The sequence below is a fragment of the Mucilaginibacter sp. Mucisp73 genome, from assembly GCF_059491465.1.
The window spans coordinates 553,844-569,476 of the sequence record NZ_CP168507.1; the positions used below are offsets into that span (position 1 = coordinate 553,844).

13 protein-coding genes are annotated in these 15,633 nt (G+C 35.7%); all 13 read left to right on the forward strand.

The features are described from left to right. Position 1 precedes the first annotated feature (1 nt). The 13 genes from ACEN82_RS02445 (at position 2) to ACEN82_RS02505 (ending at position 15,562) form a co-directional block, all read left to right on the forward strand. Positions 2 to 2,389: a GumC family protein gene (locus ACEN82_RS02445; RefSeq protein WP_413320264.1), complete on the forward strand. Its 2,388-nt coding sequence runs from the start codon at positions 2 to 4 to the stop codon at positions 2,387 to 2,389. 42 nt (positions 2,390 to 2,431) lie between these two features. Then, a complete protein-coding gene (locus tag ACEN82_RS02450; protein WP_413320262.1) occupies positions 2,432 to 3,472 on the forward strand; it encodes an FAD-binding oxidoreductase in 1,041 nt (346 codons plus the stop codon). Positions 3,473 to 3,554: 82 nt separating this feature from the next. After that, positions 3,555 to 4,325: a glucose-1-phosphate cytidylyltransferase gene (gene rfbF, locus ACEN82_RS02455; RefSeq protein ID WP_413320260.1), complete on the forward strand. Its 771-nt coding sequence runs from the start codon at positions 3,555 to 3,557 to the stop codon at positions 4,323 to 4,325. Position 4,326: 1 nt separating this feature from the next. After that, positions 4,327 to 5,406, forward strand: coding sequence for a CDP-glucose 4,6-dehydratase (rfbG, locus tag ACEN82_RS02460; RefSeq protein ID WP_413320258.1), 1,080 nt, complete (start codon positions 4,327 to 4,329; stop codon positions 5,404 to 5,406). 28 nt (positions 5,407 to 5,434) lie between these two features. After that, positions 5,435 to 6,736, forward strand: a complete 1,302-nt coding sequence (gene rfbH, locus ACEN82_RS02465; RefSeq protein ID WP_413320256.1) for a lipopolysaccharide biosynthesis protein RfbH — start codon at positions 5,435 to 5,437, stop codon at positions 6,734 to 6,736. 28 nt (positions 6,737 to 6,764) lie between these two features. Then, positions 6,765 to 7,304: a dTDP-4-dehydrorhamnose 3,5-epimerase family protein gene (locus tag ACEN82_RS02470; RefSeq protein WP_413320254.1), complete on the forward strand. Its 540-nt coding sequence runs from the start codon at positions 6,765 to 6,767 to the stop codon at positions 7,302 to 7,304. Then, complete coding sequence (locus tag ACEN82_RS02475; protein ID WP_413320252.1) at positions 7,301 to 8,197, forward strand: NAD-dependent epimerase/dehydratase family protein; 897 nt, start codon at positions 7,301 to 7,303, stop codon at positions 8,195 to 8,197. The genes ACEN82_RS02470 and ACEN82_RS02475 overlap by 4 nt, the downstream gene beginning before the upstream one ends. A 64-nt stretch (positions 8,198 to 8,261) precedes the next feature. Then, positions 8,262 to 9,671 (forward strand): oligosaccharide flippase family protein, encoded by a 1,410-nt coding sequence (locus ACEN82_RS02480; protein WP_413320250.1) that lies wholly within the window; start codon positions 8,262 to 8,264, stop codon positions 9,669 to 9,671. Position 9,672: 1 nt separating this feature from the next. Continuing rightward, on the forward strand, positions 9,673 to 10,611 hold the full coding sequence (locus tag ACEN82_RS02485) for a glycosyltransferase family 2 protein (RefSeq protein WP_413320248.1): 939 nt from the start codon (positions 9,673 to 9,675) through the stop codon (positions 10,609 to 10,611). Between the two features lie 36 nt (positions 10,612 to 10,647). After that, on the forward strand, positions 10,648 to 11,925 hold the full coding sequence (locus tag ACEN82_RS02490) for a hypothetical protein (protein WP_413320246.1): 1,278 nt from the start codon (positions 10,648 to 10,650) through the stop codon (positions 11,923 to 11,925). A gap of 61 nt (positions 11,926 to 11,986) precedes the next feature. Beyond that, positions 11,987 to 13,264: a protoporphyrinogen/coproporphyrinogen oxidase gene (locus ACEN82_RS02495; RefSeq protein WP_413320244.1), complete on the forward strand. Its 1,278-nt coding sequence runs from the start codon at positions 11,987 to 11,989 to the stop codon at positions 13,262 to 13,264. A 27-nt stretch (positions 13,265 to 13,291) separates the two neighbouring features. Continuing rightward, entirely contained in the window at positions 13,292 to 14,368 is a 1,077-nt protein-coding gene (locus ACEN82_RS02500) for an acyltransferase family protein (protein WP_413320242.1), read from the forward strand. Between the two features lie 33 nt (positions 14,369 to 14,401). Further along, positions 14,402 to 15,562, forward strand: coding sequence for a glycosyltransferase family 4 protein (locus ACEN82_RS02505; protein ID WP_413320240.1), 1,161 nt, complete (start codon positions 14,402 to 14,404; stop codon positions 15,560 to 15,562). The last annotated feature ends 71 nt before the right edge of the window (positions 15,563 to 15,633 follow it).

Sequence of the window (15,633 nt, forward strand, 5' to 3'; positions counted from 1 at the left end):
TATGGAGTTTCGAAATCAGGAATTGAATTCAGCTTTTAATAAAGAAGAAGACTTTAACTTTAAAAAATTTGTCGGAAATACAATATCTAATTGGTATTTATTTGTTATAAGTGTTCCAGTTTGTTTGGCTATAGCTTTTGCATATGGACGTTATAGTACACCCGGTTATAAAATAAACAGTAAAATAACGATAGATGACGGATCATCTGGTGGATTGCTCGGAGGGAAATCAAGTAGTAGTTCGCTAATGGATTTTTCAGATCTTTTAGATTTGTCAAGTAATGCTTATAATGAAATTGACATACTAAAATCAAGGTCGTTAATGGCTGATGTTGTAAGAGATCTGCACCTTGACGTGACAATCTATAGAAAAGGCATAATTAATTCTATAGAATTGTATGACGAGGCACCATTTACCGTACAATTTACTCCAAGCGTCGATTCAATACAGGCCAGGAATTACGATGTTGAAATTAAAAATGATTTAATACATTTAGTTAACCGGAAAGAGAGCGTAGATACCACCGTTAAGTTTGCTACCATGGTTCATTTACCGCAATTCTCGCTGGTGTTTTCAAAGGTTCCTGGAAAAGCTATAGAAACTAAAGGATATAAATTAAACATTACTTCTATAGATGACAGGGTTCAGGCTATTAGTCAGGATTTTACAGTTGACCTGACCGATAAAAAAAGTACAACCCTTGCGCTTACCATACCTTATTCCAATCCTCGTAAGGGTGAAGCAATTTTGCAAAAGTTGATGAACCTTTATTTACAAGGCAACCATCAAAATAAAATTGAAATTGCTGATAGTACTTTAACCTTTATCGATAACAGGATTGGCGTAGTTAGTAAGGAATTATCAGGGGTTGAGTTGAATTTTCAGCAGTTTAAACAAGAAAATCAATTGGCAGATGTTGATGAGCAAGGTAAGGCGCTTGTATCGGATGTTTCTGGTTATTACAATAAATTAAACGAACAAGAAATTCAGCTAACGCTTGTTAATGACCTGGAAAAGTATATTACTGATCCCCAAAACCGGAGAATAATTCCAAGTACACTTTCTGTGAATGATCCTATTTTTGCTGAAGCTATTAAAGTATATAATCAGCTACTGATAAGCAGGGATAATTTAATGCTTTCATACAAGGAAGATAACCCTGTTATTAAAAATATTGATAGCGAGCTTGAAACTTCAAGAGCCGGATTGGTTAAGAGCTTCCAAACTTATAAAAAGGGACTTATAGTAGTTATAGATAAGTTAAAAGCGCAAAACTCATTACTGACTTCTAAAGTTAAAAATGTACCAAAGCAGCAAAGGGGATATCTTGACTATGCCCGTCAGCAGGATTTAAAGCAACAGCTATACCTGTACCTTTTGCAAAAAAGAGAAGAAACTGCTATAGCCAGAACTTCCACACTGTCTACGGCGAGGATTATTGATCCGGCAAAGAGCGATTATTTAGCATATAAGCCTAATAAAGCTGTTATTTATTTTATTGGATTTATATTGGGGGTACTTATACCCTGGGGATATATTTATCTTAAAGATTCGTTAAATATCAGGATTATCAATAAAGAAGATATCGAGTCAAATACCAAGATTCCTGTATTGGGTGAAATTGGTAATAATTCTGATGAAAAATCGTTAGTAGCTCATGATAAAGCCCGTTCTATCATCTCGGAGCAATTTAGGGCATTGCGAACTAACCTTCAATTTGTATTAAAGGTTGGTCAGTCAAATGTTATCATGGTTACTTCAAGCATGTCTGGGGAAGGTAAATCTTTTATTTGTACCAATTTGGGCAGCGTACTGGCTTTAAGCGGAAAAAAGGTTATTTTGTTGGAATTGGATTTACGCAAGCCACGCTTGTCTCAAAATCTTGGTTTAGACAGGGATTTCGGGTTTACAAATTATGCAGTATCTGAAACCATTAGCATTGATGATATAATTAAGCCTACATTCTTTTCTGAAAACTGTTTTGTAATGTCGTCTGGACCAATCCCTCCAAATCCATCTGAAATACTGATGAGTGATAAGTTGGAAGAAGTAATAACCTATCTTAAAACCAAGTTTGATTATATCGTTATTGATAGTGCACCAATTGGTTTGGTTTCTGATTCGCAACTTATTGAACGCTTTGTTGACGCCAGTTTATATGTGGTAAGACAGGAATATACGTTCAAATCACAACTAAACATAATTAATGACCTGGTAAGCGAGGGTAAATTCAGAAGAGCCTACCTGGTTATTAATGACATAAAAACCAAAAAAGGCGGATATTATGGTTACGGCTATGGTTACGGCTATGGTTACGGCTATGGTTATGGCTATGGTGAAGAGGGAAGAGCTAACTCGTCATGGTTTAACAAACTGTTTAAAAAATAAGCTGACTGCTTCATTTAAAGATTTATAGTGAAATAACGCCCCATGCTTACTTATACATTAAGAGTTGCAGAAATAAGACAGGAAACAGAAGATACGATCACCTTGTGTTTTAAGCAGTCTGGGCTGAAAAAAATTAAATATCTGCCCGGACAATATTTGACCCTAATTTTCCGGATCAATGGTAGACGATTTTTACGCCCATATTCATTTTCGTCTGCACCTGGAATTGATCAATATCTTGAAGTGACTATCAAACGTATTATGGGGGGAGTTGTTTCAAACCATATACATGATCAGGTAAAGGTAGATGACCTGATCGAAGTGATGCAGCCATTGGGCGACTTTACCTATACTGAATTGCAGTTTTCGGCCGATAAGCAAATAGTGTTATGGGGAGTAGGAAGCGGCATAACGCCGCTGATGTCAATAGCGAAATATGCTTTATCATTACCAAATGGTCCGCGAGTAAGTTTGATATATGGTAATAAGAATTTTGAATCCTGTATATTTTTAGATCTCATACATAAGTTGAAAGATCAATATAAATCAAAATTTTCAGTGTGGCATTTTCATACGCGTTTGAAAATTGACGAGGAAAACCCCAGTGTAATACAAGGTCGTATTGATCAGTCAAAAGTTCATGCCGTTATGAATAAAATTGATGATCATGCTAATACGATTCATTATATATGCGGCCCTGTTGGATTAAAAGAGTCTGTTAAGGAAGCACTCAAGGGCTTAAGTATTAGTGCTGAATGTATTTTTTCCGAAGATTTTGAAATAGTAAAAAACCCCAAGGACTTTGAGGGGATTATGACGCAAGTTGCAAAGATAATCAGCAACAACCAGGAAACATTTGTAGAGGTAGTAAGTGGTAAAAGTATACTCGAAGCCGGCTTGGATGCCCAACTTGAACTGCCATATTCTTGCCAAACAGGTAATTGCTCGGTTTGTAAGGGGAAGTTACTTACAGGTAAATTAAAGATAATTGGAATAGAAAAAATATCTCATGAGCTTAAACCGGATGAATATTTGCTATGTTGCTCATATCCGCTTACAAACGATGTAAGTGTATTGGTATAATTATTTGAATCTGCTGCTTGGTAAGCTAATCGCAATAATAAGTTAATAATTAAATAAAGATTAATCATCAAACCATCTTCACATGAAAGTAGTATTGTTAGCAGGAGGTTTAGGAACCAGGTTGTCGGAAGAAACCGTTCTAAGGCCCAAACCAATGGTCGAAATTGGAGGAATGCCTATTTTATGGCATATTATGAAAATTTATTCAGCTCATGGTTTTAATGATTTCGTTGTTTGCTTAGGCTATAAGGGGTACGTAATCAAAGAGTATTTCGCAAACTACTTTTTGCACAAATCAGATGTTACAATTGATCTTTCAGACAACTCCATAAAAGTGCATGATTCTCAGGCCGAGCCTTGGAAGATCACCCTTGTTGACACTGGGAATGAATCAATGACCGGCGGTCGTATTAAACGGATAAGCCCTCATATAGGTAACGAAACTTTTATGTTTACTTATGGCGATGGTGTTAGCGATGTTAATATCCGAGCGCTTGTTGAACATCATAAAAAAACAGGAAAGAAATGCACGGTTACATCTGTACAACCTTCGGGTAGATTTGGCGCTATCAATTTAAATCCCGACGATAGTGTACACTCATTTATGGAGAAACCTAAAGGCGACGGTGCCTGGATAAATGGAGGTTTTTTTGTTTGTGAACCATCTGTTTTTGATTATATAGCTGGCGATAGTTCGATATGGGAGCGGGAGCCGATGGAAAAAATAGCCGAAGAAGGAGAAATGACTGCTTTTAAACACGAAGGTTTTTGGAAACCAATGGATACTATACGGGATAAGCACGAGTTGGAAGAGGATTGGATAAATAATAAAGCTAAATGGAAAATTTGGTAATATGTTTGACGAATTAAAAAAAATATATCAGGGAAAGAGAGTTTTCCTGACAGGGCACACCGGTTTTAAAGGCTCATGGCTTTTAAAAATACTTACCATGCTCGGTGCCGAAGTGAAAGGCTATTCTCTTGCTCCTGAAAATGATTTTGACTTGTACCACATTTTAAACGGCGACGCTATTTGCGAATCTGTAATTGCCGACCTTAGGGACAGAAATAGATTGATTGAAGCTGTTGAGTCTTTTCAACCTGATTTTGTATTTCATCTCGCAGCACAACCCCTGGTAAGGTTATCTTATGATATACCTTCAGAAACGTTTGAGGTAAATGCCATAGGAACCGCCAATTTGCTTGATGCCGTGAGGTTTGTTAAAAGGGTATGCCAGATAGTGTTGATTACTACTGATAAAGTATATCATAACAATGAATGGATTTTTCCATATCGCGAAAATGACCGCTTAGGAGGTTATGATCCTTATAGCGCCAGTAAGGCATGTGCCGAGTTGGTTATTGATTCTTATCGCAATTCGTTTTTTAATCATGCGAAATATGAAACTCATCAAAAGGCAATTGCGGTTGGTCGCGCAGGGAATGTGATAGGCGGCGGCGATTGGGCAAAAGATCGTCTCATCCCCGACATCGTTAGAGCTATTTCAAAAAATGAAACGGTAATTATTCGTAACCCCAATGCTGTAAGGCCGTGGCAGCATGTAATGGAACCGGTTTTTGGCTATTTGTTGTTAGGAAGCCGTTTGGTAACAGATCCTCTAAAATTTTCAACGGCGTACAATTTCGGGCCTCAATTAACAGATGCCCTTCCTGTTAAGCAAATGGTTGAATTATCAATTGCTGCCTGGGGTTACGGGGAGTTTGAAGTAGTGACCACCGATAACCAGCCGCATGAAGCCGGATTGCTAAAACTTGATATCACAAAGGCGACAACCGAATTGAAATGGAATTCAAGGTTTAATGCTGAGACAGCTATTCAGAAAACAATTAATTGGTATAAAGCATATTTGAACGATCCCAAAGGTATTGTTTCATATACAGAAAACCAGATATTAGAATTTACAGGTATATAAATTGACATTGTCCCCATTAATAAGTAGCATGTTTAAAAACATCACCAACCCCGATATTGAAGCCGGTTTAAGGCAGATTGCAAAAGCTAAATCAACCCAGACCATAGTTCCGGGAAAAAATTATATTCCCGTAACAGGTAAAGTTCTTGACGAAGATGACATACTTTTAGGCGTTGAAGCTGCACTTGACGGCTGGCTTACTGCCGGACGCTTTGCAAACCAATTTGAAAGCGAGTTTGCAAAATACTTTGGTGCAACCAAAGCTTTGCTTGTAAATTCCGGTTCATCCGCAAACCTCGTAGCGTTTTATGCTTTAACTTCACCAAAACTTGGTGAACGCGCAGTAAAGCCTGGCGATGAAGTAATTACTGTAGCCGCTGGCTTCCCAACAACGGTTAATCCTATTGTACAATTTGGTGCTATCCCTGTTTTTGTAGATGTTGATATTGCAACTCATAATATTAAAGCCGAAGACATTGAAAGTGCGGTATCGCCAAAAACAAAGGCAATTATGGTTGCTCATTCATTAGGTAATCCATTTAACCTTGATGAAGTTTTGCGTGTTGCAAAAAAATATAATTTATGGGTTGTTGAAGATGATTGTGATTCATTAGGAGCTACCTATAGAGATAAAAAGACAGGCACCTTTGGTGATATTTCGACGTTTTCGTTTTACCCAGCGCATCACATTACGATGGGTGAGGGGGGAGCCGTGTTGATTAACAATGCTGAACTGGCTAAGCTGGCCGAAAGTTTCCGTGACTGGGGACGTGATTGCTACTGCGAGCCTGGCAAAGATGATACCTGTGGTTGCCGCTTTGCTCAGCAACTGGGTACATTACCATATGGATATGATCATAAATACACCTATTCACATATCGGATTTAATTTAAAAGTAACCGATATGCAAGCGGCCTTTGGCGTATCGCAATTAACAAAAGTTGATCATTTTGTTAAAAGACGCCGCGAAAATTATAAAGCTTTGTATGAGCGCATGAAGCAGTTTGAGGAAATCTTCATCCTGCCGGAGCCAACGCCAAACAGCGATCCGTCTTGGTTTGGTTTTTTACTTACCCTTCGTGAAGGCGACGCGGCCGACCGTCATATGTTGGTTAAACATCTTGAAGAAAAGAAAATAGGTACCAGGCTTTTATTTGCAGGTAACTTATTACGCCAGCCGGCTTACACTGGCGTTCAAAGCAGACAGATAGGTGATCTGAAAAATACAGATATCATTATGAATCAATCTTTTTGGCTTGGCGTTTGGCCTGGTTTAAATGAAAGTCATTATGATTATATGGCCGATGTAATTAAGGCTTATTTACAATAATTGTTATTGGCGTAGTAAACTTTAAAATATGGAACTGGAACAAACCATTATTGAAGATCTCAAAATATTGCACTTAAAAAAGCTTGAAGATTCCAGGGGATCGTTTACCAAGATATTTAATGATGATTTTTTTGTAGCCAATAATCTCCGTACCGATTTTAAGGAAAGCTATTTTTCGATGTCGCACAAAAATGTGATTCGTGGTATGCATTTCCAGTCGCCACCTGCCGAGCATACAAAACTTGTATTTGTGAATACCGGAAGCATTGTTGATGTGGTTCTTGATATAAGAATAAATTCAAAAACATTCGGGCAATATTTTTACACCACAATATCTGCAAGCCAGCCCAAACTTGTTTATATACCGGTAGGATGCGCTCATGGCTTTCTTTCACTTGAAGACAACACCATCGTATCATACATCCAAACATCGGTTTATAATAATAGCTTCGACCACGGAGTTAGATGGGACTCGTTTGGAATGGAATGGCCGGTAACGGAGCCTATAGTATCTGCAAGGGATATGGCTTTTGATCGATTTAACGATATCAAATCACCATTTGCATGAATGTTTTAATAACAGGTTCAACGGGCTTTTTAGGAAAACACCTGGTGCCCAAGGTAATTGAAGCAGGCCATCATGTGTTGGAGCTTACCCGTGATGCTGATAAATCAGAAAAGTTGTTTGGCATAACAACTAGCAAGTATGTGGTTACTGATGATCAGGATGCGCTGACTGACGCTTTAGACGTGTTTAAACCCGAAATAGCGATCCACCTTGCATCATACCTAACCTCGTCTGATTCATATGTTGATATGAAAAGACTGCTGGATAGTAACCTCTTGTATATGATGAGGTTGATGGATGCCCTAAAAACAAGTAAGCTGAGGTTTTTTATCAATACAGGAACCTTTGCCGAATATTTTAAGGGAGATGCAAACATTGATCCGGCTTATCTATATGCCGCAACCAAAAGCGCATCAAGGTATTTTGTTGATTATTACTCAAAGGCTTATGGCTTTAAGGCTGCAACTGTTATCCCTTATACTATTTACGGGGGGAATGACAGTCAGAAAAAGATTATTGACTATATCTATGAATCAATCATAACCCCTGAGCCGGTTAATATGTCACCCGGCGGGCAGGTACTTGATTTTATTCATGTCAATGATGTAGTTGATTTTTACCTTGAACTCATTAGTAATTATCAGAGCGTGCCTGGTAAAAGTGTTTTCAAAGTGGGTACAGGGGTTGGACATACCATTAAGCAACTCGCAGAAATAATAGCGCAAAAAAGCGGAACACCATGCAATATAAACTGGGGTGGTAAAAGTTATCGCCCAACCGATGTAATGTATGCTGTTGCCGACACTTCTTTGCAAAAGGATCTGTTTAATTGGGATGCTAAAGTGGTTTTAGAAACAGGAGTTGAGGACTATTTACGAACGAAGAATTTGTGATAATGAAAAGTCTGAATTTTGATATCAAAGTGGATAGAAAATTATAATTAATTGTGGCGTAAATATGTCTACTTTTATAAAGAAAATTCTTTCAAATAAGGTTGTTAAAAATTTTTCATATCTAACTATTGGGAATTTTTTAAGTCAATTTATATTGGTTTTTTCCAGTATAAAAATAGCAAGGATTTTAGGACCTGCCGGATTCGGGGTGTTTTCATATATTCTTATTCAGTCGGCTCTTTACGCTGTTATTGCAGAGTTAGGTATAAGAAATATTTCAATACGTACAGTTGCTCGGGACGGAGAGAAATCAAAGCTTGTTTTTTTTTCAGCAATTTTTTTACAGCTTATCGGGCTTGGTTTTTCGGTTATATTAATGCTCATTTACGAACATTTTGCCCATTCTGTTAGCCCGGAACTGTTGTTGTATCTAGTTATAAATGTATTTGTACTTAACTTGTGGAGCAGTTGTGAAGCAATCTGGCAAGGCCATCAACGTATGGGCATTGCCGAGTCGATTAATGTTTTTTTCTCAATTGTTTGGCTAGTATTTATCATAATAACTCCCTCGTCGGCCATATCTGTTAATTATGTAATTAAATATTATACTTTAATCCTGTTAGGAAAAACAATGGTGATATTTTCGGTGATGTTTTTAGTAAAAGATATACTTAAAGGTAGTGCTTCAGGTTTTCTGAAATTTGGCAGGAGCATGATCAAAGATAGTTCACACTATTACTTAAATAATATATTTACTTTACCTACTAATTACTTATCAAATAATTTTCTCCAAATTAATTCTACTAAAGTTGAGTTGGGATATTTTAACACAAGCAACAGGCTGATTAACCCAATAAAGATGGTAATCAACCTTGGCATGTCGGCAGTATTTCCAAGTTTTAGTAATCTTTGGGTGACTAATAAGGAACTATTACTTGATAAATTGAAAAAGACTTTTCCTCTTTTTATCATAATCATTTCTTTTTTGTGTTTTAGTTTTACTTTGGTAAGCAAAGAAGTGGTGTTAATTTTGTTCGGCGCGAAGTTTCTGCCGTCAGTTAATATAATTCAATACCAAATATGGTTCCTTTTCATTTTTGCTCTAAATTGGTATATAGGGAATATTTGGGGCGCAACAGATAACCAAAGATTACTTTCAAAATGGGGGATAGCTAACTCTTTGATAGCTACTCCATTTTTGTTTATCGGTAGTAAGTATGGAGGACTGGGCTTGTCAATATCTTACCTTATTGCTTATGTGATATTTTTGCCTTTTTTATACAATACTTTCACGAAGTCGTTAAATATAAAATTGAATTTAATAAGGGAGTTTATATGGGCTATTATTCTTTTTAGCTTGTCAGTTTTTCTTCCTCTTAATACATTTCTGTGGATCAGAATAATTTTAATTCTGTTAGTTGCAAGTATTATTTATGTTGTTTACAAGTCAAAGTTTAAAACCATAGCTAATTAGTATGTTTTTTACCATAGGTCTTCCTGTAACTAAAATTGGTTTTTTAAAAAATACTATAGATAGTATTTTAAATCAATCGTTCTCCGATTTTGAGGTAGTAATCCAAAACAATGCTTCTTCACCCGAGGATAGGATACAAATAGCTGAATTGATAGAAAACTATTTGGGTGATGTCCGGTTCAAGTATTATGAAAATGATCGGCTGTTACCTATTTATGATAATTTTAATAAAGTGTTATCAAGGTCAGCAGGTCAATATTTTTTAATCTTGAGCGATGATGATAACCTGACTCCGGATAGCCTTAGTAATTTTTATAAATTAATAAACTCAATGCCTGGGTTATATGTGTACCATTGCAGGGTAAAATTGATAAACGAAAAAGGTGAGGTAACAAACTACTCTCCGCTATGTAATAATTTCGAGACACTTCCTGATTTCCTATATCACAGGCTTACGATTAAGAGACTGCAGTTTTTATCAGATTTTGTTGTCGATACAGCCAAATTAAAATCTATTGGTGGGTTCCCAACTTTTCCTTTGGGATGGGGAATGGATGATCTTACCTGGTATTTACTAGGTGAAAAAGGGATTGGATATATCTCTGATATTGGGCTTGAGTATAGGGTGGTAACCAATAATTTTTCCAACTCGAAACAAAATTTCAGACTTAGACTTGATGACATAAATTTCCTGTACAAACAGGTATCAGACATTTCCACGTCAGATATATTTACTGAAAACTCGATATATCCCTTAGGTATGATAAAAAAAGCAATTGATAAAGCTAAAAACAAGGCATTCAGTTATTTATTTAAGTTGATGTCTAAAGGTTGCAGCTCCTTTTATATGACGAGGTTTTACCTAAGTAATAGAAAAGAATATAATATTCCTTACTCCGCTTTGTTTTATGGGTTCTTTAATAAATTTTACAAATCCTGATTCAACGATGGATCGGATATCCACCGGCATTAATATATGACAATAAAAAGAGGATCACTTTTTGTTTTTTTTGCTGTTTTATTTAGCACTGACGTATTTTCCACTGTCTTAATACCGAATGTAGTGACAGAGGCAGGTAGGCTTTTGTTAATTGTTATAATGATTGTAACAATTATGCAAACAAAAAAGGAAGATTCTTTTTCATTGATAAAACGGCATTTTGACAAAGAAGTTAACTACTTGATAGGGATTGTATTGTTTAGTTCAGTTCCTGCTTATCTTTTTCACGGCCAAAACTTTTACATTTCAGTATGGGTTGCTCGCCCTATATTCTTTTGGCTATTATATAAATATCTTCATATCAAGAAATATAGCCCTAAGCTTATATTAAACGAAATGTTTAAGGTTGGTTTTTTGTGGGGCGTTGTGGTAATCGTGCAGCAGCGCTTATATCCGGCTATTTATTTCAATCAAAGTAGAGATAATACAGACGAGTTTCTCGAATTTTTTGCTCAAACTAGAGGTGTAATTCGTTTATCAATAGCCGGTTTTTTTGTTGGTTTTTTTGTAGCATTAGAAACCTTGTCCCAATTGTTAGATAGGGTTAAGTTTATGAAAATGGTCGCGTTGATTGCAATAATTATAGGGGTATTTTTTACAGGATCAAGGCAATATCTCGGAGTTTTATTGTTTGCCATAATTTTGACTATTTTTTATAGTCGAAACTCAGCAGGAAAACGAAATATATCGAAAATTTTTATCTTATTGATATCTATTGTTTTGATCGTAATTATTAAATATGACTATATCACCGGTTTAATTAACGTATCAAGTGATGACTTATCTGCAGGAGACAGCTATATTAGATTCATTGAGATACATTTTTATTTATTAGAATTCTGGCCCAACTGGTTAACCGTTGTGATCGGAAATGGATGGGAACATTCATCCAGCCCCTATGGCAAGGAGATATATACGCTTTGGATGAAACAACATTATTTCAGAGAGGATGTAGGGATTGTTGGCGGATTTAGCAAATTTGGAATACTTTATGTGTTTGTTGTCTTTAAGATAATTTACAAATCCGTTTTTAAAGTTAAGTTACCTAAGTCGAGAGTATATATTCGATACTTTTTTGTTTTAACTTTTCTGCTCTATTTCGCTGCTCAGGATTGGTTTTCTTACCTCAGTAGTGTTCCTGTTTTTGCTATTGCGCTATATTTAATTGATTGTTATAATCTTGAATATACTGAAAATCAAAAAGCAGCTGTGCGTGTTAAGGAAATGGATTTAAAAGCTATCTCAAATAGTTGAAGATGTTAATTATTAAAAAATATGGTATTATTTGTTAAATTAAATATGAAGTAAACGGTTTATGGTTGTAATATTAGGAGCCGGAATTGCCGGCCTTTCGGCTGGGTATCATCTTAATTTAAAAGGTGTAAACAATACTATCTATGAAAAGAGAGAACGTTGGGGAGGGCTTTGTGATAACTTTAGTATAGGAAATGGATTTACGTTTGACCATTTTGTACATCTGTCGTTTTCAACCAATGAATATGTAAATGATTTATTTGCCAAAAGTGCTGATTTTCAAAGGCATTTTCCATTGTCGACAAATTATTATAAAGGCTCCTGGTTAAAACATCCTGCGCAGAATAATCTGGCCCCGTTAAGTGCTGATGAAAAGGTAAAAATTATATTGGATTTTGTAAACAAGCCTAATATAGCCGAGCCTCGTAACTATTATGAATGGCTCTTGGCTCAATTTGGTTCATATTTTACAGATAATTTTCCAGGTGTGTATACGGAAAAGTATTGGGGCAAAAGAGCAGATGAACTTACTGTTGATTGGGTTGCAAAACGCTTTAGCACTCCGCTATTGGATAACTTGTTAAAAGGCGCATTTGAAGTGCAGGACGATAATTTTTATTATGCATCAGAAATGAGATACCCTTTAAAGGGTGGATATAAGTCATTTTTGCGGTTGATGGCGGAGCAAGTGGACATAAATTGTGGAAGAGAGGCTTCCTTGATTGACATGAGGGCAAAAAGAGTAGAATTCGCGAATGGATCAAGTGAATATTTCGATACACTTGTATCATCTTTGCCATTGCCCGAACTTATTAATATAATAAAGGACGTTCCTAAAAAAGTACGGGAAGCTGCTAATAAACTGGTGACAACATCCGGACAATTGGTATCATTGGGATTTAACACACCCCATATAGCTAAACACCTCTGGTTTTATATCTATGACTCGGATATATTACCGTCTCGTGCCTATTCTCCTTCATTGAAGTCAGGTGATAATGTACCTGAAGGGAAGAGTTCACTCCAGTTTGAAACCTATTATTCAAATTCAATACCTGCAAAGCTAAAAGGAGGGTCGTTAATTGAGCATGTAATTAATAAGGGGAAAAAGATGGGACTGTTTTCGGCCGAAGATGTGGAGGTTAGTGATTACCGGGAGGTAAAGCATGCCAACGTAATATTTGATCATAACAGAACATCAAACTTATCAATAGTACAGAATTATTTAGATGATAATGGAGTTGGATATATAGGTCGTTTTGGTGAGTGGAAATATTTATGGAGTGATCAAAGTTTATTGAGCGGTAAAAAATTTGCCGACGATTTTAAAAACATTTAAAGCTATTTTTTTATAAAACACCAGGTAATGGAAACAGCGTTGCAAATTCCGTTAATGACAAATAAAATTAGAGAGTTTTGGATTGACAATGCAAAAGTGATAGGCATCGCGTTGGTTGTATTGGGACATTTAGTTTTAATAGAAACTAAAATAACAACCTTTATTTACAGTTTTCATATGCCTCTTTTCTTCCTTATCTCGGGATATTTGCATAAAAATAATAACACTTTTAAAGAAACCGTAAAAAAGGATGCGCAAAGGTTGTTGGTTCCATATTGCTACTTTTACCTCATTACTTTTGTGTATTGGTTTGTGGTTGTGTTTTTAAGGCATCGTAGCGAATATCCCGGTACGTTACTTCAAGAAGGCGCAGTAAAGCCTTTTTTAGGGTTATTACTGGGGGTGGGTTATGATACCCCCATTTCGCGCAGCACAAATGATCCGTTATGGTTTTTAATAGCTTTATTTAACATCAAACTTATTTATCAATACCTGGCGAAGATCACTAAAAACAAAATTGAATATATTATCTGCATCACTTTGCTATTAGTAAGCATCATAATGGGGATCAAATATGTCGAATACGACCTTTGGTTTTCGATCGACAGTGCTATACTGGCCCTGCCATTTTTTATAGGAGGGGTATTACTAAAAAGGAGCGGCATAATTGTTAAAGTAATTAAACAAAAAGCAGTAAACATTATTATGCTTGTTGTTTTTTCTGTAGCTACTTTTTATCTGGTTAAATATAACGGCCGTGCAGATATTAATGCTACTATTTGGGGACAAAATATAATCCTTTTTTATATCACTGGATTTTCAGGTACATTCATGATTATAGCATTATCTTCTTTATTAAGCTTTATTAAAGGGAGGTTAATCGTTTTTATCTCACTGAACACATTAATATTAATGTGTGTGCAAAACATGCTGATAAGCATATGCTCTTTTTTGTGGAAGGTACTAAAAATGACACTACCGACACATTTATCGATAGGGCAGGCTATTTCAGTTACATCCGTAGTTCTGTTAATATCGCTGCCGGTTATGTATTTCATTGATAGATATTTGATTTTTTTAACCGGCGCCAAAAAAGCTCGTTAAAAGTCGTTACCTTATATTGCTTTTAAGTAATTTATGAAAATTGCCATTATATCCCCTGCTTTTTTCGAAAGTACCTTTCCATTAGCAAAATACCTTGCTCTGAATAACGATATTACTTTGTATTGTTTTTTAAACCAGAGTTTGCTTTCGCCGCCAATGTTAAACCTTAAAGACTTAGCTGAAACAGGTTTATTAACTGATGACCAGGTTCGGAAATGTCTACCATCAGATGTAAAGGCTTATTTTAATAATTCGGGTGTATCTATAAAAGTGATAGTGTGCGGTAACTCTAAAAAGGTAGGGACGTTAGTAATCTGGAAATTTATAAAGGAACTCAGGAAGAACAATTTTGATAAGTTGCATTTTATTGGAGAAGAGTTTCGGTTTAATTTTATACAATACTTTTTTCCGGCTAAAAAGGTGATACAAACACTGCATGAAGGAGACGGAGAGCGGCTCACTAAACGCGCCGGTAAATTGAAAACGCTATTTATAAAAACCTTTTTAAACAGATTAGGCAATAGTTCAATTAAATTGATTTTTCATTCGGAAAATGTTAGATCTATTTTTCTTAAGAACTATCCTCGAAAAGCGAAAGAGTTAACCACGGTTATTCCTTTTGGTTTATTTGAGACGTATAGATATATCACAACTGATTCGGTTGATCTTAAGCTTCCAGAAAGGTATTTTTTATACTATGGCTATATCGAACAGTATAAAGGCCTTGATATATTATCAGAAGCGATAAGGCAGGTAAATGCGGTAAATGCCAAAATAAAATTTGTTATTGCGGGTAGGGATAAAAGTGGTTTAGTAAATATAGACGGCTTATTAAACGTAACCTTTATTAACAGGTTTTTAACGGAGCAGGAAATTGTTTTCATGATAAAAAATGCTGTTGCCATAATTATGCCTTATAAAACTGCATCACAGTCAGGTATTCCAAATACTGCTTTCTGTTTTAATGTTCCTATAATAGCAAGCGATATTGCCGGGTTAAACCACGTTATTAAGCATGGCAAAAATGGTTTATTATTTAAACCCGTCAATGTTGATGAACTTGTCCAAAATATTCTGTCTATGAATAATGATAAACTAATGGTTAATAAATTAAGGAATGAGATAGGAGAAAATGCCGATTTTGAAGGCTGGGAAACATTGGCGTTAAAAACGCTTGATTTTTATGAGATCTAATTCCGAAATGGCTTTCGAAAAGTTAATCGAAATTTTTTTAATGTTAGAAGGCATTGTAATTTTTTTCATAA

Bases quoted from the DNA above. Each gene is read 5' to 3' on its own strand.
- ACEN82_RS02445 (WP_413320264.1), top strand. From the start codon at position 2: ATGGAGTTTCGAAATCAGGAATTGAATTCAGCTTTTAATAAAGAAGAA.
- ACEN82_RS02450 (WP_413320262.1), top strand. From the start codon at position 2,432: ATGCTTACTTATACATTAAGAGTTGCAGAAATAAGACAGGAAACAGAA.
- rfbF (WP_413320260.1), top strand. From the start codon at position 3,555: ATGAAAGTAGTATTGTTAGCAGGAGGTTTAGGAACCAGGTTGTCGGAA.
- rfbG (WP_413320258.1), top strand. From the start codon at position 4,327: ATGTTTGACGAATTAAAAAAAATATATCAGGGAAAGAGAGTTTTCCTG.
- rfbH (WP_413320256.1), top strand. From the start codon at position 5,435: ATGTTTAAAAACATCACCAACCCCGATATTGAAGCCGGTTTAAGGCAG.
- ACEN82_RS02470 (WP_413320254.1), top strand. From the start codon at position 6,765: ATGGAACTGGAACAAACCATTATTGAAGATCTCAAAATATTGCACTTA.
- ACEN82_RS02475 (WP_413320252.1), top strand. From the start codon at position 7,301: ATGAATGTTTTAATAACAGGTTCAACGGGCTTTTTAGGAAAACACCTG.
- ACEN82_RS02480 (WP_413320250.1), top strand. From the start codon at position 8,262: ATGTCTACTTTTATAAAGAAAATTCTTTCAAATAAGGTTGTTAAAAAT.
- ACEN82_RS02485 (WP_413320248.1), top strand. From the start codon at position 9,673: ATGTTTTTTACCATAGGTCTTCCTGTAACTAAAATTGGTTTTTTAAAA.
- ACEN82_RS02490 (WP_413320246.1), top strand. From the start codon at position 10,648: ATGACAATAAAAAGAGGATCACTTTTTGTTTTTTTTGCTGTTTTATTT.
- ACEN82_RS02495 (WP_413320244.1), top strand. From the start codon at position 11,987: ATGGTTGTAATATTAGGAGCCGGAATTGCCGGCCTTTCGGCTGGGTAT.
- ACEN82_RS02500 (WP_413320242.1), top strand. From the start codon at position 13,292: ATGGAAACAGCGTTGCAAATTCCGTTAATGACAAATAAAATTAGAGAG.
- ACEN82_RS02505 (WP_413320240.1), top strand. From the start codon at position 14,402: ATGAAAATTGCCATTATATCCCCTGCTTTTTTCGAAAGTACCTTTCCA.